The sequence below is a fragment of the Paenirhizobium selenitireducens ATCC BAA-1503 genome, assembly GCF_000518785.1.
Taxonomy (GTDB): Bacteria; Pseudomonadota; Alphaproteobacteria; order Rhizobiales; family Rhizobiaceae; genus Allorhizobium; species Allorhizobium selenitireducens.
The window spans coordinates 75,794-91,953 of the sequence record NZ_JAEG01000015.1 but is presented as its reverse complement, the minus strand read 5'-3'; the positions used below and the strand labels follow the sequence as shown (position 1 = coordinate 91,953).

Sequence of the window (16,160 nt, the reverse complement as noted above, 5' to 3'; positions counted from 1 at the left end):
GTCCACGGACCTTCGAGGGAGGAAGAGATGAACAGCAAGATCCTGACCAAGGGCGAGGTCGACCTGAAGACCGGGCAGCCCCTTCACCGCCGCATCCCGCCGGAAGCCAATATCCTCTTCGTACTGATCGGCATCGCGCTGGTCTTCGAACTGCTCGGCTGGTTCTTCGTCGGCCAGAGCTTCCTGATGAACCAGCAGCGCCTGACGATCATGATCCTGCAGGTCTCGGTGATCGGCATCATCGCCGTTGGCGTGACCCAGGTCATCATCACCGGCGGCATCGACCTCTCCTCCGGTTCGGTGGTCGGCATGACGGCGATGTTCTCGGCGAGCTTCGCCCAGGCCTCGACCTGGCCGCGTGCGCTCTATCCGAGCCTGACCGACATGCCCTTCTTCGTGCCGATCGCCGTCGGCATCGCGATCGGCCTGCTGGCCGGCTTCATCAACGGCCAGTTGATCGCCCGCACCAAGATCCCGCCCTTCATCGCCACGCTCGGCATGATGGTGACGGCACGCGGCATTTCCAAGTGGTACACCAAGGGCCAGCCGGTCTCCGGCCTCAGCGAGGATTTCATCTTCATCGGCACGGGCATCGCCCCGGTCGTCGTCTTCCTCGTCGTTGCGATCATCTTTCACATCGCGCTGCGCTATACCCGCTACGGCAAGTTCACCTATGCGATCGGCGCCAATGTCCAGGCGGCCCGCGTCTCGGGCATCAACGTCGAAGCCCACCTGATCAAGGTCTATGCCATCGCCGGCATGCTGGCGGGGCTGGCCGGCGTCGTGACGGCCGCCCGCGCCCAGACCGCGCAGGCCGGCATGGGCGTGATGTACGAACTGGACGCGATCGCCGCGGCCGTCATCGGCGGCACGTCGCTGGCCGGCGGCGCCGGCCGCATCACCGGCACGGTGATCGGCACGATCATCCTCGGCGTGATGACCTCCGGCTTCACCTTTCTCAGGGTCGACGCCTACTACCAGGAGATCATCAAGGGCATGATCATCGTCACCGCCGTGGTCGCCGACGTCTACCGGCAGAAGAAGCGCAAGGTCTGACAATAACTCCCACCGCGAAAGCCACCTGGCGGCGCCCCGGCGCCGCCTTTTTGTTTTCAGGGAAGAACGATCAGCGTGACCGCACCTTGCCCTTCGCGCCGCCGGTCTTTTCGAACGCGACGACGGTCCTGGCGACCGGCAGGCCGAACTTGGTGACGATGACGGTGTTGAGCACCATGCCGTCGCTGCGCAGGACCATCTTGTCGTAGAAGCGGACCTTGTTCGCCTATTTGACGGAGTCGAGATAGACGAGGTAGCTGAAGCGCGCGGCGTTGCCCTGCAGCGCCACCTTGGTTTCGCCGATCACGTCCTCGCGGGGGCCGGAATAGGTGGACGGGCCGGTTTTGACGAAGCGCCAGGTCTTGGTATCGCGGGTGCCGTCGTTGAAGACGAAATCCTCGCGCAGCGTCAGCATGCGCCCGTCCCATTTGCCGGTGAGATCCACCGTGAATTGGCGTTTCACACCGTTGATGGCGCTGAAGGATCCCACCGCCTTGCTCTTGCCGGCAAAGAAATCCTCCAGGGTGAACCTCTCGGCCGCAGCGACGCCGGAGGCGGATATCATGGCGGGCAAGAGCAGTGCGAAGAACAAGGAAGCGGTCCTGAACATGGGCAGGGTTCCTGTGTGAGTTCTCTTGGCCCAGTACGCACCGCAAGCGCCGGCGGATCTTTAGGCCGTTCACCTCACCAGGGGATGGTCTGGCCGTCATAAGCATGAAAGCCGCCCGTCTGGACGGGCTCCAGAGCATCCAGCACGGCGAGCAAACGTCGTACACTGTCCTCGGGCGTGAACCGCTCGTGGCCGGCCGGGAAGCGATCGGAGAGCGCGGTGGCGACGGTTCCCGGATGCAGCGCCGCCACCACCGCCTGCGGCCGCGTGCGGGCGATCTCGATCGAGGCCGTGCGGACGATCTGGTTGAGCGCCGCCTTAGCCGCGCGATAGGAAATCCAGCCGCCGAGCCGATTGTCGCCGATCGAGCCGACCCGCGCCGACAGGAAGGCCATCAGGCTGCGGCGGTCGCGGTGCAGCAGCCCGCTGAAATGTTTGAGCACCAGGGCGGGGCCAATGGCATTGAGGGCGAACTGCGCCGCCATGGCATCAGCCTCGATGGCGCGGATCGATTTCTCCGGGCCGACGCCATCGATGGTGAGCGCACCGGTGGCGCAGACGATGACGTCGAACCGTATCCCCTCGCCGTCCAGCCACTTTGCAGCGTCCGCGACGGAGGCCTCGTCGGTCACGTCGAAACCATCGGCGCGACGCGAAAGGTCGGTCGCCCGCGCGCAGGCCGGATCGTCTTCGAAGGCGCGGAGAAAGGCAGAGCCGATGCCGCCCGATGCGCCGAGCACCAGCGCGTGATAGCCGCGCCCGAGCGACGGCAGAATTTTGCTTTCCATGATCGACCCTCTGCGACAAGGCGGGGCAGCGGACAGCTGTCCCCGCGTCTCTGCCATGGACTACGGCCGGAAGGCGACGACGGATCAATCGGGCCGGAAGCGAGGCGAGGCTATCCCTCGACGGTGACCCAGCGTTGTTCGGCGAAGGACTGCGCCATGGCATGAACGCTGCGCTCGATCCTGAGGCCGTCGTCGAAGCCGATCACATGCGCCTTGTCACCGCCGATCGCGGCGATCAGCTCGCGGCATTCGATGACCTTCAGATCGTTGAAGCCGAGGCCGTGGCCGGGGGCCGGGATGAAGCGGTCATAGGGCTTGTGATGCGGGGCGGCGAGAATGGTGCGGAACCCCTGCTCCTCCGGGCGACCGGAAGCCTGGTAGAGCTGGAACTCGTTCATGCGTTCCTGGTCGAACAGGATCGAGCCGGCCGAGCCAAAAATCTGCACGGCGATGCGGCCCTTGCGCCCCCAGGCCGAACGATTGGCCATCAGCGCGGCGGAAATGCCGCCCCCCAGGCGGAGAAGCACGCTGGCAATGTCGTGGTTCTCGACAGGCCGGTCGCCGCCGTTGGCCAGCGGCCGCGACTCATAGGGCTTCACCATGTCGGTCACCACCGCCTCGACATGGCCGAACAGCGTGAACAGCAGCGACAGCGGATGGACGGCAAAATCGTCGAGCGCGCCGTAGCCGGACGAGGCCTCGCTCTTCCAGTAGAAGGGCTGGGCCGGGTCTGCCATGAAATCTTCGTCCATCTCGACGCGCACATGGTTGACCGTACCAATCGCACCTTCCTCGATCAGGCGACGAATATGACGGATCATCGGGTTCTGTATGTAGTTGTAGCCCATGACCGCCACCTTGCCCGACCGGGCGGCCGCGTCGCGCATGCGGATCGCGTCGGCCAGCGCCGGCGCCATCGGCTTTTCGCACCAGACATGCTTGCCGGCTTCAAGCGCTTCGATCGCCATCTCGGCGTGGAAGGCGTTCGGCGTCGTCACCGAGATGACATCGATCGACGGGTCTGACAGCAGGTCGCGCCAGTTGCCGGTCGACCGGGCAAAGCCGAGCTCGGTCGCCTTCTTCGCCGCAAGCTCGGCATTGACCTCGGCCAGCGTGGCCAGATGCGGCCTATCGACATCGCCGAAAGTGCCCGAGACATTGTTCCATGCCAGCGCGTGGCACTTGCCCATATAGCCCGTGCCGATGAGCCCGATACCGAGACCCGCCATGTCTTCCTCCCACAAGTCGAATTTTGAAACGTCGCTGAGCGCTTACGGATTGTCGCGCCGATAGATCCAGTCGTGGTCCGGATGGTTCTGGAAGCGCCACTTGCGCAAGGGGCCGGCCATGACGTTGAGGTAGTACATTTCGTAGCCATAGGGCGCGCCGCAGGGATGATGTCCCTTGGGCACCAGCACGACGTCGCCGTCGCTGACGGCCATCGTCTCGTCGAGCGAACCGTCCTCGGTGAAGACGCGCTGGAAGCCGAAACCCTGGGCCGGATTGAGACGGTGGTAATAGCTCTCCTCGAGATAGGTCATCTCGGGAAACCGGTCCTCGTCATGGCGGTGCGGCGGATAGGACGACCAGTTGCCCGACGGCGTGAACACTTCCGTCACCAGCAGGGCATCGGCGACGTCGCGGTCTTCCATGGCGATCGGATAGATGTAGCGGGTATTGGCGCCCTTGCCGCGTTCCACCAGCGAAATGCCGGCAGGGCCGATCACCTGGGCCTCGCGGCCGGGCATGGCCGGCGCCGTGCAGACGGCGAGCGTGCAGTCGGTGGTGGCGGTCGCCGACCAGTCGGAACCGGCCGGCACGTAGACACAGTGCGGCGGGGTGCGCTCGAAGACGCTCATCCGCTCGCCCAGTTCGCCGAAGTCCTTATCCGCGCCCGAGATCTCCGCCTTGCCCTCGACCAGAACGAGAATGACCTCGGTCTCGCCGGTCGGTTCGGTGGCCGTCTCGCCGGCCTTCAGCCGATAGAGGCCGAAACCGACATAGCCCCAGCCGGCATCCGCCGGCGTGATGTCATGCACCTTGCCCAAGGAACCCTTCGGCTTGCGTAGCAGATTGCTCATCCCTCGTCTCCCTTGTCGTCCCTGGCCGCCGCCTCTTCTGCCGCAGGCTTTTCACCCGGCGCGGGCTGCGGTGCCAGGAACAGCTCGTAACCCGCATAGGCCGCCGCCCCGATAAAGACGATGGCCCAGCCCGCCTCACCGTTCGAGAACTCGAAGAGCCCCCAGGCCACCGGCGCGACGACGGTCAGGATGCGGCGCCAGAGCGGCTTGAAGAACGGATGCTGCGGGTCGAGAAATTTCACGCTGTCTCCTTGTCCAGCCCGGCCTCCCTGGCCATGGCCTTCAGCGATTTCAAACCAAGGCTCTGATATTCGAAGGGATTGCGGACATCCGGGTCCTGCTCGGCTTCGATGACCAGCCAGCCTTGGTAACCATGCTCGGCGGCGATCCGCAAGACCGGCAGGAAGTCGACCCCGCCTTCCGCGTCGCCCGGCACCGTGAAGACACCTCGGCGCACGCCTTCGAGGAAGGAGAGATTTTCGTCGCGCACCTGCCGGGCGATCACCGGCCGGATATTCTTGGCATGAATGTGGCCGACGCGGGCCATGTGGTTCTGCGCCACCCGCTCCGGATTGCCGCCGCCGAACAGGCAATGACCGGTGTCGAGCAGGAGCTTCGCATGCGGCCCGGTATGGGCCATCAGCCTGTCGATTTCCTCTTCGCTCTCGACGATCGTGCCCATGTGATGGTGGTAGACGAGCGCGATGCCCTGGGCGGCGGCATATTCGGCCAGCGCCTCGACACCGGCACCGAATTTGGCCCAGTCGACGTCGGAGAGCTTCGGACGGTCGTTGACGGCCACCGCATCATTGCCGTGAATGGCGTTGGAGGTTTCGCAGACGATGATGACCTTCGAGCCCATGGCCTTCAGCAGGTCGAGCGCCGGCTGCATCGCCGCCTTTTCTTCCTCGATCGTGTGGGTGAGCAGGTTCAGCGAATGCCAGCCGGAGACGTAGCGCAGGCCGCGCGGCTCGAGCACGGCCTTGAGGCCGGCCGGATCCTGCGGGAACTTGTGGCCCTTCTCGATGCCGTCGAAGCCGATCTTCGCCGTTTCGTCGAGGCACTGCTCTAGGCTGATATGGGCGCCAAGCGAGCGATCGTCGTCGTTCGACCAGGCAATCGGATTGGTACCATAGGAGATCATGCTTAGCGTCTTTCCTTGAGAGCCGCCTCGTAGCGGACACGGGCTTGATTGACTTCGGCGCGGGGCGAGACTTCCGGAACCACGACGTCCCAGAAATGCCCGCCGGCCTCGGGCGTCGGATAGGGGTCGGTATCGATGACGATGACCGTGGTCACGGTCGCGTCGCGTGCGGCGGCAAGCGCCTGTTCCAGCTCGGCGATCGAGGACACCTTGCGGGCGCTCGCCCCCATGGAGCCGGCATGCGCGGCGAAGTCGATCGCCATCGGATGCACATTGGTATGGGCGTAGAGATTGTTGAACTCGGCCCCGCCGGTGCCCATCTGCAGCCGGTTGATGCAGCCGTAGCCGCGGTTGTCAGTGATCACCACCGTGATCTTGAGACCCATGGCGACCGAAGTCGCGAGCTCCGAATTCATCATCATGTAGGAGCCGTCGCCGACCATGACGATGACGTCGCGGTCCGGTTCGGCCATCTTGATGCCGAGGCCGCCGGCAATCTCGTAACCCATACAGGAGAAGCCGTATTCCATGTGGTAGGAAAGCGGCAGTTTGGCCTTCCACAGCTGGTGCAGCTCGCCCGGCATGGTGCCGGCCGCGCACATCACGACCGTGTTGTCGCGCGACTGGCGTTGCACGGCACCGATCACCTGCATGTCGGTCGGCAACTGATTGCCATCCTTCGGCGGCGCGGTGACGGCATCGGCCCTGGCGAACCAGCCGGCCTTGATGGCGGCGTCCGGCGGGGTGAAGCGATGATCGCCGAGCGCGGCCGACAGTCTTTCAAGGCCGATCTTCGCGTCCGAGGTCAGGGGGATCGCGTCGTGCTTGGTGCTGTCATAGGCCTGGACGTTGAGCGCCAGGATGCGCCGCTCCGGGTTCTTGAACAGGCCCCAGGAGCCGGTGGTGAAATCCTGGAAGCGCGTGCCGACGCCGAACACCAGATCGGCCTTTTCGGCGATGACGTTGGCGCATTCGGCGCCAGTGACGCCGACGGGACCGAAATTGTGATCGTGGTCCCAGGCTAGCGCCGACTTGCCGGCCTGGGTCTCGACGACCGGGATGCCATGTTTCTCGACGAAGGCCTTGAGCGTGTCCGTCGCGCCGGAGAAGTGCACGCCGCCGCCCGCAACGATGACCGGGTTCCTGGCCGCCTTCAGTACTGCGACCGCCGCCTCGAACTCCTGTGCGTCCGGCTCCGGCCGGCGCTGGCGCCAGACCTTCGGCTCGAAGAAGCTCTCGGGGTAGTCGTAAGCCTCGGCCTGCACGTCCTGGCAGAAGGATAGCGTCACCGGGCCGCAATCGGCCGGGTCCGTCATCGTGCGCAGTGCGCGCGGCAGCGCCGTCAGAATCTGTTCGGGCCGCATGATGCGGTCGAAATAGCGGCTGACCGGCTTGAAGCAGTCGTTGACCGTCATCGTGCCGTCGCCGAAATCCTCCAGCTGCTGCAACACCGGATCGGGCCCGCGATTGGCGAACACGTCGCCCGGAATGAAGAGCACCGGCAGGCGGTTGACATGGGCAAGCGCCGCCGCCGTCACCATGTTGGCCGCACCCGGTCCGATCGATGAGGTCACGGCCATCGCACGGCGCCGACGCAGCTGCTTGGAATAGGCGATCGCCGCATGGGCCATGGATTGCTCGTTCTGGCCGCGCAGCGTCTGCAGCCGATCCCGCACGCCGTGGAGCGCCTCGCCGATGCCCGCCACATTGCCGTGGCCGAAGATCGCCCAGACACCGGCGATGTAGGGAACGCCGTCCTCGTTCAGCTGGTTGGCGAGGTAGCGCATCATCGCCTGCGCCGCCGTCAGTCTCACCGTTTTCATGCCTTTTCTCCCAGTGCGCCTGATCCTTGCCGGGCCTTGTCCCAGACGGAACAGAGGCTGCGGTAGCGCTGCGCCATTTCCTCCGCGGCCTGCCCGTCGCTGATCGCGCCGGACAGCCATTTGCGTGCCGCCTCGCCGAAAATCGTCCGGCCGACGGCAAAACCTTTCACCAGCGCAAAGCGGGCGGCCAGCGCGAAGCTCTCCTCCAGCTCGGCCTGCGGCGCATCGAGCCCGAGCACGACGATGCCGCGGGTATAGGGATCGTGGCGCTCGACGGCGGCGCAGGCATTGGCCCAGGAGGCTTCGGTGCGCATCGGCTCCAGCTTCCACCAGTCGGGATAGACGCCGATCTCGTAGAAGCGGTCGATGATCCGGGCAACCGTGTCGTCATCGGTCGGGCCGACCTTGGACGGGATCACCTCGAGCAGCATTTCCAGCCGGTTGCGGCGGGCGGCGGCAAACAGCCGAAGTACGGTCGCCTCCTGCTCAGCGCGCATCTCGGCGGTATCGTCCGGATGGTAGAAGCACAGAACCTTGACCACATCCTCAAGCGGCCATTCGACGAGCCCGCCGAAGTCGGGACCGATTTCCGGTTCCAGCACCAGCGGACGCGAGCCGGGCCATTCGACCGGACGGCCGATCCACAGGCCCGATCCGCTGGCCGCATAGAGCGCATCGCGGCCGAGCCGGCTGTCGCACAGGATGCCGTAACCCGGCGCGCCGCCGGCGACATCGAGGGCCGCCTTCAGGCACAGGGTCTTGAAGGCGCCGATCCGCTCGCGCGGCACGCCCGCCTCGTCGGCCATGGCCTCCAGCTGCAGGCGGTGGTCGAAGGCGAAGACGCGCATTTCCGACCAGTCGCCCTTGCGATTGGTCGACCAGTGCACCTGCTCCAGCGCCTCGTCCTTGCGCAACGCCTTGTTGCGGATGCCGGTCTTGAAGAAATATTGCAGCTCTTCCCAGCTCGGATAGGCCGGTGTGCAGCCGTGGCGCGAGACGGCGAAGGCGCCGCAGGCATTGGCGAATTTGAGGCTGGTCGGCCAGTCCTCGCCGGTCAGCCAACCTTTCAGAAGCCCGGACATGAAACCGTCGCCGGCGCCGAGCACGTTGAACACCTCGATCGGAAAGCCCTCTCCCGCCTGGCCTTCGTCGAGACTGTCGGGGATGGCCCCTTCGAACACCACGGCGCCCATGGCGCCGCGCTTGCAGACCAGCGCGGCATCGGAGACGCGCCGCACGGCCTTCAGCGCCTCGACCGTATCGGTCGTGCCGCCGGCGATATGGAATTCCTCTTCCGTGCCGACGATCAGATCGAACAGGTGCAGCGTCGCCTGCAGCTTGGTCGTGACGGCCCTCGATTCGATGTAACGGCTCTCGCCCGCGCCATGGCCGGCGAGCCCCCAGAGATTGGGGCGGTAGTCGATGTCGAGCGCGGTCCTGGCGCCACCTTCGCGGGCGATCTTCAGCGCCTTCAGCACCGCGGCCTCGGTGCGCGGATGCGACAGATGGGTGCCGGTCGCCAGCACGCAGCGCGCCGCGCCGATGAAGTCGGGATCGACATCGTCTTCGCAGAGCGCCATGTCGGCGCAGTTCTCACGGTAAAAGATCAGCGGAAACTGGTGTTCATCACGGATGCCAAGGAGAACGAGCGCCGTCAGCCGCTCCGGATCCGTCTTGACGCCACGGATGTCGACCCCCTCGCGCATCAGCTGCTCGCGGATGAAGCGGCCCATGTGCTCGTCGCCCACCCGCGTGAGCACGGCGGACTTCAGCCCCAGCCGGGCGGTTCCGGCCGCGATATTGGTGGGGGAGCCGCCGATATACTTGTTGAAGGAGGCCATGTCCTCGAGCCGGCCGCCGACCTGTGCGCCATAGAGGTCGACCGAAGATCGGCCGATCGTGATCAGATCGAGTTGTGCCAAGCGAACCTCCCTGTCGGCGACGCGGTCGCTTGCCCCGCCGTCCGTCCTTTCAGGCAACCGCGCGGCGGCGGCCTCCCATCTCCTCTAAGAATGGACTATAAATTCTATTTTTGGAACTTTCAATACAAATATTCAATCATCCTGCCGCGCCGTACCCACCGCGACGGACAGCGTGATCGCCAGACAGAGCGTTGCCGACAGAGAACGGAAGGCGCCGAAATCGACCTCCGATACGGAAAGCGTGATCGCATCGAACCGCCGCAGCGGGCTGACGATCGTGTCGGTGACGGCGACCACCGGAATGCCGCGGGCGGCGACTGCCTCGACCAGATCGATGGTCTCAGTGGAATAGGGAGAGAAGGTGATGGCTAGCAACACATCGCCCGGCCGAATGGCGTGATGGTTCTCCAGCTTGCCGACAGCGCTGTGCAGCATGGCCGGAACATTCATCTTCTCCAGCGCATAGGCGAGGTAGCTGGCAACCGGGAAGGAGCGCCTGAGACCGATGATGTGGATCATCTTCGCCTTGGCCAGCGTCTCGACCGCCCGCTCCAGCATTTGCGGCTCGACCGTTTTCAGCAATCCTTCCAGCGATGTGCGACCCGCCTCGACGAACTCCGCCAGCAGGGCCGTCGGGCTGCCCTCGGCCTTTTCCCGCAGGTGCTGCAGGCGCGTCGTATAATCCGGCCAGCCGCCGACGAAGGAATCGCGAAACAGCTTCTGCATTTCGGAAAAGCCGGAAAAACCGAGGATCTGGCAGAATCGCATGAAGGCGGACGGCTGGACGCCCGCCCCTTCGGCCATTTCCGCCACGGTCGAAACCGCGATGCGATCCTTGTTGGCCGCGACATAGTCGGCGCACTGGCGCAGCCGTTTCGGCAGGCTTTCGGAAACCTCCAGCAATCGCTCCTCGAAGGCCTTGATGCTGGTTGGCCCGCCGGTTTCCGTCATGACTGTCCTTTCCGCAATGCCGCTTGACACAAACGATATCGCAATCTAGCAAAATGGAATGTATATTCCAAATGGAGATTTGGAACGTCCATTCGGGAGGCAGACCCCGCTCGTATTTTACGTTTCTCGGCGAAGAGCGACGACCGGGCGCGGTGGAATGCCAGAACATGTGTCTAGGGCGCTTGAGGCCGGTTCGGCAAGGCGACCAAGGGAGGAGAAAACCATGGTAACGAAACTGGCCCTTCTGGGCGCCGGGCGGATCGGCAAGGTACACGCACGCGCCATCGCCGAAGACAAGCGGGCGAGACTGGTCGCCGTCGCCGACGCCTTCCCCGAGGCGGCGAACGCGATCGCCGCGGCTTCCGGTGCGGCGGTAAAGACGATCGACGAAATCGAGGCCGACAATGACATCGACGCCGTCATCATCTGCACGCCGACCAACACCCATGCCGACCTGATCGAGCGTTTCGCCAAAGCCGGCAAGGCGATCTTCTGCGAGAAGCCGATCGACCTCGATGTCAACCGCGCCCGCGCCTGCCTTGAAACGGTGCGCAAGGTCGGCGGCAAGGTCATGCTCGGCTTCAACCGCCGCTTCGACCCGCATTTCCAGGCGGTGCGCAAGGAGATCGACAAGGGCTCCATCGGCAAGGTCGAGATGGTGACGATCACCAGCCGCGATCCGGGTGCCCCGCCGGCGGACTATATCAAGGTGTCCGGCGGCATCTTCCGCGACATGACGATCCACGACTTCGACATGGCCCGCTACCTGCTCGGCGAGGAGATCGACACGGTGATGGCCTCGGCTTCGGTTCTGGTCGATCCCAAGATCGGCCAGCTCGGCGACTATGACTCGGCGAGCCTGATCCTGACGACCAAGAGCGGTCGCCAGGCAATGATCTCCAACTCGCGCCGCGCCTCCTATGGTTATGACCAGCGCATCGAGGTGCATGGCTCGCTGGGCGCCGTGTCGGCGGAAAACCAGCGGCCGGTGTCGATCGAGATCGCCACCAAGGACGGCTATACCCGCCCGCCGCTGCACGATTTCTTCATGACCCGCTACACCGCGGCCTATGCCGCCGAGATCTCGGCCTTCATCGACAGCCTGGAAAAGGGCACGCCGCTTTCGCCTTCGGCCGAGGACGGCCTGATCGCGCTGGCGCTGGCCGACGCGGCGATCAAGTCCGTGGAACAGAAGGCGGCAGTCAAGGTCGCCTACTGAGGCTTCGGGTCATCCTCTGAAGTTTCGCCTCCGCTTCATCCGGGGCTGCGTCCCCTTCTCCCCCGACAGTGAGAAGGGGCAAGCAAGTTAGACCGCGAGTTCCCGCCGCTCGATCTCTGTCACCAGCGCCAGATCGAGGATCTTCTGCAGGTTGGCGGCGTGCCGGAAGCTCGGCTCCTGCATGTGGCCGCCGCGGATCGCCGCGATGAACTTCTGGTAGTTGGTCTCGACCGGATCGACCTCGATGTCCTTCCACACCGCGTTTTCCACATCCTCCTTGAGGCAGGCGCGCAGTTGCGAGGCGTCGGGCCGGTGGATGACCTCGAGCGCGCCCTTGTCGCCATGCACCCGGAGCCTGAGCTCGTTCAGATGCCCGGTAGCCCAGCGGCTCGCATGGATGACACCCATCGCGCCATTGGTGAATTCGGCAGTCATGGTGAAGCTGTCATTGGCATCGAGATCATATTCCCCGATGCGGTTGCCCGGCGCCTTGTCGAAGGTCTTGAGCCGGGCGAAGACATGGTCGATCTCGGTCGCCGCGCCGAAGCCGGCAAAGTCGAGGATGTGGATGCCGACGTCGCCGAGCACGCCGTTCGAGCCGTGCTTGGTGGACAGGCGCCACAACCACTGGCTCTCGGTCGTCCAGTCGCCCCAGGCCTTGGACACCAGCCAGCTCTGCAGGTAGGAGGCCTCGATGTGGCGGACCCGGCCGATCTCGCCGTCGACCACCATCTGCCGCGCCTTCTGCACCTGCGCGACGTTGCGGTAGGTGAGGTTGACCATGTTGACGAGGCCGGACGCTTCGGCCGCCGTCGCCATCTCGTCGGCCTTGGCATAGGTTTCGGCGAGCGGCTTCTCGCACATCACATGCTTGCCGGCGGCGAGCAGCGCAAGCGTCGTCGCATGGTGGATGCGGTCGGGCGTGACATTGGTCACGGCATCGAACTGCCCCCAGGCAATCGCCTCGTCGAGCGAGGTGAAGGTGTTGGGGATGTCGTGGCGGGCGGCAAAGGCACGGACCTTGGCAAGGTCGACATCGACCGCCGCCACCAGTTGCACGTCCGCAATCGTGGCGAAGTTCATCGCATGGGTATTGGCCATGCCGCCGGTGCCCAGCACCAGGAGACGGATCGGGGTCATCATTTGTAGCCCTCGTCACCCGCCTGATGCAGTTTCGGACCCCGCTCGGTGATCGGCTCGAGCGCCTGGTCGACGGGCACGTTCGGGGCGTCATGCACGCCGACATAGGCCGGCCGCGGACTATGGGCCCATTTCACTGCATTGCGGATGACCTTCTGCACGGTGGCGTCATGATAGGTCGGATAGGTTTCGTGGCCGGGGCGGAAATAGAAGATGTTGCCCGCACCGCGCCGCCAGGTGAGCCCGGAACGGAAGACCTCGCCGCCGGCGAACCAGGAGATGAACACCGTCTCCAGCGGTTCGGGCACGGAGAAGAACTCGCCGTACATTTCCTCATTTTCCAGAACGAAGTTTTCCGGGATGCCCTCGGCGATCGGATGGCCCGGGCTGACCGTCCAGATACGCTCGCGCTCGCCCGCCTCGCGCCATTTCAGCGCGCAGGGCGTGCCCATCAGCCGCTTGAACGGCTTGGAGAAATGGCCGGAATGCAGAACGATGAGCCCCATGCCTTCCCAGACGCGCCGCGCCACGCGCTCGACCACCTCGTCGGACACAGCACCATGGTCCTTGTGGCCCCACCACACCAGCACGTCGGTCGCAGCCAGGCGCTCGACGCTCAGCCCGTGTTCCGGCTCCTGCAAGGTCGCGGTCGTCGCCTCGATGCCTTCCTGCGTATTGAGCGCCGCGGCGATGGTGGAGTGCATTCCGTCCGGATAGATGCCCCGGACCACGTCATTGGTCTGCTCGTGGACGTTCTCGCCCCAGACAACCGCTCTGATCGCCATGCTTGTTCTCCTGTTGCTGTAACGTGAGCGAAGGTGCTCCCCGTCGAAATGAAATCGGACCTTGCCCGGTTCCGCAAGAAGCATGATGGATGCGGGACAACCTGCCGGACACTCTTGATGGAGCGGGGCCTTGCCGCCATTCTGCCGCAAGGGCATGTTCCTGACCGGCGACTGAACGTTTCGCATCCTGACCCCATCAAAAAGGCGACCGCAAGGCATGCCCGATCTGCCCACAGCCACCGCATCCTCCGTCGTCGTCATCGGCCACATCAACCACGACCGCATCTGGCGACTGAAGGCGCCGCTGCGCTCCGGTGCGCGGATCACCTGGTCGGAACGCCGGATCCGGCTCGGCGGCGGCGGCTATTACACCGCGCGCCGGCTGATGGATCTAGGCCGCCCGGTGCGATTGGTGTCGACGCTGTGCAATGACCGCCACGGACGCTGGGCCTTCGACGTGCTGAGCGCCCGGCACTACGACCTCTCGCATGTCGGCGCATTGAACGGCGAGACGGACTGTGCCGACATCCTGCTCGAACCCAATGGCGAACGGACGATCCTGTCGGGTGAGAAACGCATCAGCCGCAGCTTTTCCGTACCCGACCCGATCGAGGGCAAGGCCTTCTACGTCAACGGCGCCCGTCTCTGCGACAACATCGTCCGCTCGCTGGCTTTCGCGCCTCTGGTGGTCTCGCAGTTTCCCCTGGGTACGCCGACCTCTCGCCCGGCCGATATCATGGTCGGCTCGAAGGCCGACTTTCCGGGTCGCAGCCTGGAAGAAATCTGGCAGACGGCCCTCACAATCTGCGGCGACCGCCTCCGGCATCTCGCCCTGACCGACGGGCCGCGCGAGACCACCGTTTATGATGGCAGGGACCGCCGAGATGTGCGTGTCGCCCACCCCGTTTCGACCAGCGACACCACCGGCGCCGGCGACAGCTTCAGCGCCGCCCTGCTTCATGCGCTGATCGGCGGCGAGAGCCTGATGCAGGCGGCGGAATGGGCCAGCGAAGCGACGACGGCGTGGCTGGCAGCGCGCGACGCAGCGTCGAGACCGGACTGGTCCGAAGAACCCGAGGATCTCGCAGACTAGCGGCCCGGACCACAGCGCCAACCTGCCGCCCGGCCATCACAATCAATTGAAATGGCCAGCGAACCGGCGCGGAACTTTTGCCTCGCCCGGGTGTTCGGTTCGGCGCAATGGAGTATGCCATGAACGACAGCCATCCCACCTGGCCCGATCCGGTCGAGATCAGACTGCAGTCCGGCCTCAACAGAACCTTCCGCGAAGCCTTCGACGCCCTCTACTTCCTCGAAGAGGAATGGCCGACCCGGCACGGCGTCGCCTATGACCGCGCCCGGCGCTGGTGCCGGCTGGCGATCGAAACCGACCAGGCGGCGGACGTCGCCCGCAAGGCCTTCATCGCCGCGGCCCGACAGGCCGGCATGCTGGCCGGGGAAAATTCCGAAGGCGCAGACCCGGCTGCGACACGCACGGCCGTCGCCTGATGCCTGACCGTCAAGGGCGAAGCAGTTCGCCGTCAACCGAAGGGGAGAAAGCCTGGGCGGGCTTGCCTCGGCTCCCCGCCCCGCCTACGGTTTCAGCAGGCGGCGCAGGTGCCGCCCGAAAAGGCGAAGGCGGCAAGAGCTTACATGCAGATCCGGGCGCTGATCTATTTCGACGAATTGGTGCGCGCCCGCTCGATCCGCGCAGCGGCCGACAAGCTCAACATCCAGCCGACCGCCCTTGCCCGCCAGATCGACCAGCTCGAGCATTATTTCGGCACGGCCCTCGTTGAACGCTCCAGCCGGGGCGTGCGGCTGACCTCGGCCGGCGAGCTGCTCGCCGCCCGTGCCGGCAAGACGCTGCGGGAACTCGACCATGTACGCCAGTTGATCGACGATCTCGAAGGGTTGAAGCGCGGTCAAGTCGCCATCTTCGCCAGCGGCGCGACCGTCGCCAACCTCTTGGCGCCGGCACTCGCCGATTTCAGCCTCAAGTTCCCGAACATCCGCTTTTCCGTCACAATCGCCTCGGCCCGCGCCGCCGTCGAGGCCGTCGCCAATGCCGAGGCCGATATCGCCGTCACCCTGTTCTCCAAGCCGGAGCCCGGCACCAAGGTTCGGTTGCGCTCGGAGATCGTCTACGACGTCATCGCCGCCGCCGATCACCCGGCGGCCGCCCATTCGGAACTGAGCGTGAGCGCGCTTGCCCGATATCCGCTCGCCGTTCCCGACCAGTCCTTCGGCGCGCGGCTTGCCTTCGATGCGCTGTTCAAGCAGGCCGGCCTGACCCTCGATCCGGTCTTCGTCACCAGTTCGCTGGAAATGCAGAAGGAACTCGTGCTGCGGGGTGCGGCCGTCACGCTGCTGCCGGCGCTGACCGTGCTGCGCGAATGCCGGGCCGGCCAGCTGGTGGCGATCCCGATTGCCGGGGGCCGCGGCATCCGCACGCCGATCGACCTCTGTGTCGCCGCCGACCGGCAATTGTCCTTTGCCGCGGCCAAGCTGCTCGATGCCATCGACCGTTTCATGCGCGATGCCATGCCGAAACTGCCGGGCAAGGGAGTGTAGCGATTTTCGATGCACCGAGAACACAAAAAACCGCATTGTGTGAGCGCCGGCGAGATGCCAGTATTTT

Annotated in this window: 17 protein-coding genes; 5 read left to right on the top strand and 12 right to left on the bottom strand. The window is 65.1% G+C overall.

Translation table 11 applies throughout. The features are described 5' to 3' along the window. Positions 1-27: 27 nt before the first annotated feature. Positions 28-1,056 (top strand): ABC transporter permease, encoded by a 1,029-nt coding sequence (locus L867_RS0117715; protein ID WP_028738112.1) that lies wholly within the window; start codon positions 28-30, stop codon positions 1,054-1,056. Positions 1,057-1,126: 70 nt separating this feature from the next. Here the strand turns inward: L867_RS0117715 and L867_RS28180 are convergent, their stop codons facing one another. From L867_RS28180 to L867_RS0117670, 10 genes are all read right to left on the bottom strand, one after another. Then, a complete protein-coding gene (locus L867_RS28180; RefSeq protein WP_332308408.1) occupies positions 1,127-1,255 on the bottom strand; it encodes a hypothetical protein in 129 nt (42 codons plus the stop codon). Between the two features lie 27 nt (positions 1,256-1,282). After that, positions 1,283-1,666, bottom strand: a complete 384-nt coding sequence (locus L867_RS25650; protein ID WP_332308407.1) for a DUF3833 family protein — start codon at positions 1,664-1,666, stop codon at positions 1,283-1,285. 74 nt (positions 1,667-1,740) lie between these two features. Further along, on the bottom strand, positions 1,741-2,454 hold the full coding sequence (locus L867_RS0117705) for an SDR family NAD(P)-dependent oxidoreductase (RefSeq protein ID WP_104367967.1): 714 nt from the start codon (positions 2,452-2,454) through the stop codon (positions 1,741-1,743). A 110-nt stretch (positions 2,455-2,564) separates the two neighbouring features. Continuing rightward, a complete protein-coding gene (locus L867_RS0117700) occupies positions 2,565-3,683 on the bottom strand; it encodes a Gfo/Idh/MocA family protein (protein ID WP_028738110.1) in 1,119 nt (372 codons plus the stop codon). Positions 3,684-3,725: 42 nt separating this feature from the next. Further along, on the bottom strand, positions 3,726-4,535 hold the full coding sequence (iolB, locus tag L867_RS0117695; RefSeq protein ID WP_028738109.1) for a 5-deoxy-glucuronate isomerase: 810 nt from the start codon (positions 4,533-4,535) through the stop codon (positions 3,726-3,728). Then, entirely contained in the window at positions 4,532-4,777 is a 246-nt protein-coding gene (locus L867_RS25645; RefSeq protein ID WP_037173757.1) for a hypothetical protein, read from the bottom strand. Before L867_RS25645 ends, iolB begins: the two co-directional genes overlap by 4 nt. Next, the gene (gene iolE, locus L867_RS0117685; protein WP_028738108.1) at positions 4,774-5,679 is read right to left on the bottom strand and encodes a myo-inosose-2 dehydratase; all 906 of its coding nucleotides are present in this window, start codon (positions 5,677-5,679) and stop codon (positions 4,774-4,776) included. The genes L867_RS25645 and iolE overlap by 4 nt, the downstream gene beginning before the upstream one ends. A gap of 2 nt (positions 5,680-5,681) precedes the next feature. Beyond that, entirely contained in the window at positions 5,682-7,502 is a 1,821-nt protein-coding gene (iolD, locus tag L867_RS0117680; RefSeq protein ID WP_028738107.1) for a 3D-(3,5/4)-trihydroxycyclohexane-1,2-dione acylhydrolase (decyclizing), read from the bottom strand. Beyond that, on the bottom strand, positions 7,499-9,424 hold the full coding sequence (locus tag L867_RS0117675) for a bifunctional 5-dehydro-2-deoxygluconokinase/5-dehydro-2-deoxyphosphogluconate aldolase (protein WP_028738106.1): 1,926 nt from the start codon (positions 9,422-9,424) through the stop codon (positions 7,499-7,501). Before L867_RS0117675 ends, iolD begins: the two co-directional genes overlap by 4 nt. A gap of 132 nt (positions 9,425-9,556) precedes the next feature. Beyond that, positions 9,557-10,375 (bottom strand): MurR/RpiR family transcriptional regulator, encoded by an 819-nt coding sequence (locus tag L867_RS0117670; RefSeq protein WP_028738105.1) that lies wholly within the window; start codon positions 10,373-10,375, stop codon positions 9,557-9,559. 223 nt (positions 10,376-10,598) lie between these two features. Here L867_RS0117670 and iolG point away from each other — a divergent pair, with 223 nt between their 5' ends. Continuing rightward, on the top strand, positions 10,599-11,594 hold the full coding sequence (iolG, locus tag L867_RS0117665) for an inositol 2-dehydrogenase (protein WP_028738104.1): 996 nt from the start codon (positions 10,599-10,601) through the stop codon (positions 11,592-11,594). 87 nt (positions 11,595-11,681) lie between these two features. Here iolG and L867_RS0117660 read toward each other — a convergent pair whose 3' ends face one another. Together L867_RS0117660 and L867_RS0117655 are read right to left on the bottom strand one after the other, a co-directional pair. Further along, positions 11,682-12,737 (bottom strand): Gfo/Idh/MocA family protein, encoded by a 1,056-nt coding sequence (locus L867_RS0117660; protein ID WP_084638613.1) that lies wholly within the window; start codon positions 12,735-12,737, stop codon positions 11,682-11,684. Continuing rightward, positions 12,734-13,519, bottom strand: a complete 786-nt coding sequence (locus L867_RS0117655) for a ThuA domain-containing protein (RefSeq protein WP_028738102.1) — start codon at positions 13,517-13,519, stop codon at positions 12,734-12,736. The genes L867_RS0117660 and L867_RS0117655 overlap by 4 nt, the downstream gene beginning before the upstream one ends. Positions 13,520-13,736: 217 nt before the next feature. On the opposite strand from L867_RS0117655, the gene L867_RS25640 reads away from it, so the two are divergent. The 3 genes from L867_RS25640 to L867_RS0117640 all read left to right on the top strand — a co-directional run bounded on the left by L867_RS25640 (position 13,737) and on the right by L867_RS0117640 (position 16,093). Beyond that, positions 13,737-14,612, top strand: a complete 876-nt coding sequence (locus L867_RS25640) for a PfkB family carbohydrate kinase (RefSeq protein ID WP_051439067.1) — start codon at positions 13,737-13,739, stop codon at positions 14,610-14,612. Positions 14,613-14,731: 119 nt separating this feature from the next. Continuing rightward, positions 14,732-15,028: a DUF982 domain-containing protein gene (locus L867_RS0117645; RefSeq protein ID WP_028738101.1), complete on the top strand. Its 297-nt coding sequence runs from the start codon at positions 14,732-14,734 to the stop codon at positions 15,026-15,028. A 144-nt stretch (positions 15,029-15,172) separates the two neighbouring features. Beyond that, positions 15,173-16,093: a LysR family transcriptional regulator gene (locus L867_RS0117640; RefSeq protein WP_028738100.1), complete on the top strand. Its 921-nt coding sequence runs from the start codon at positions 15,173-15,175 to the stop codon at positions 16,091-16,093. The last annotated feature ends 67 nt before the right edge of the window (positions 16,094-16,160 follow it).

What these genes read in the sequence shown, in the direction of transcription:
- L867_RS0117715 (WP_028738112.1), top strand. Translation starts at nt 28, where the DNA reads ATGAACAGCAAGATCCTGACCAAGGGCGAGGTCGACCTGAAGACCGGG.
- L867_RS28180 (WP_332308408.1), bottom strand. Translation starts at nt 1,255, where the DNA reads ATGGTCCTGCGCAGCGACGGCATGGTGCTCAACACCGTCATCGTCACC.
- L867_RS25650 (WP_332308407.1), bottom strand. Translation starts at nt 1,666, where the DNA reads ATGTTCAGGACCGCTTCCTTGTTCTTCGCACTGCTCTTGCCCGCCATG.
- L867_RS0117705 (WP_104367967.1), bottom strand. Translation starts at nt 2,454, where the DNA reads ATGGAAAGCAAAATTCTGCCGTCGCTCGGGCGCGGCTATCACGCGCTG.
- L867_RS0117700 (WP_028738110.1), bottom strand. Translation starts at nt 3,683, where the DNA reads ATGGCGGGTCTCGGTATCGGGCTCATCGGCACGGGCTATATGGGCAAG.
- iolB (WP_028738109.1), bottom strand. Translation starts at nt 4,535, where the DNA reads ATGAGCAATCTGCTACGCAAGCCGAAGGGTTCCTTGGGCAAGGTGCAT.
- iolE (WP_028738108.1), bottom strand. Translation starts at nt 5,679, where the DNA reads ATGATCTCCTATGGTACCAATCCGATTGCCTGGTCGAACGACGACGAT.
- iolD (WP_028738107.1), bottom strand. Translation starts at nt 7,502, where the DNA reads ATGAAAACGGTGAGACTGACGGCGGCGCAGGCGATGATGCGCTACCTC.
- L867_RS0117670 (WP_028738105.1), bottom strand. Translation starts at nt 10,375, where the DNA reads ATGACGGAAACCGGCGGGCCAACCAGCATCAAGGCCTTCGAGGAGCGA.
- iolG (WP_028738104.1), top strand. Translation starts at nt 10,599, where the DNA reads ATGGTAACGAAACTGGCCCTTCTGGGCGCCGGGCGGATCGGCAAGGTA.
- L867_RS0117660 (WP_084638613.1), bottom strand. Translation starts at nt 12,737, where the DNA reads ATGATGACCCCGATCCGTCTCCTGGTGCTGGGCACCGGCGGCATGGCC.
- L867_RS0117655 (WP_028738102.1), bottom strand. Translation starts at nt 13,519, where the DNA reads ATGGCGATCAGAGCGGTTGTCTGGGGCGAGAACGTCCACGAGCAGACC.
- L867_RS25640 (WP_051439067.1), top strand. Translation starts at nt 13,737, where the DNA reads ATGCCCGATCTGCCCACAGCCACCGCATCCTCCGTCGTCGTCATCGGC.
- L867_RS0117645 (WP_028738101.1), top strand. Translation starts at nt 14,732, where the DNA reads ATGAACGACAGCCATCCCACCTGGCCCGATCCGGTCGAGATCAGACTG.
- L867_RS0117640 (WP_028738100.1), top strand. Translation starts at nt 15,173, where the DNA reads ATGCAGATCCGGGCGCTGATCTATTTCGACGAATTGGTGCGCGCCCGC.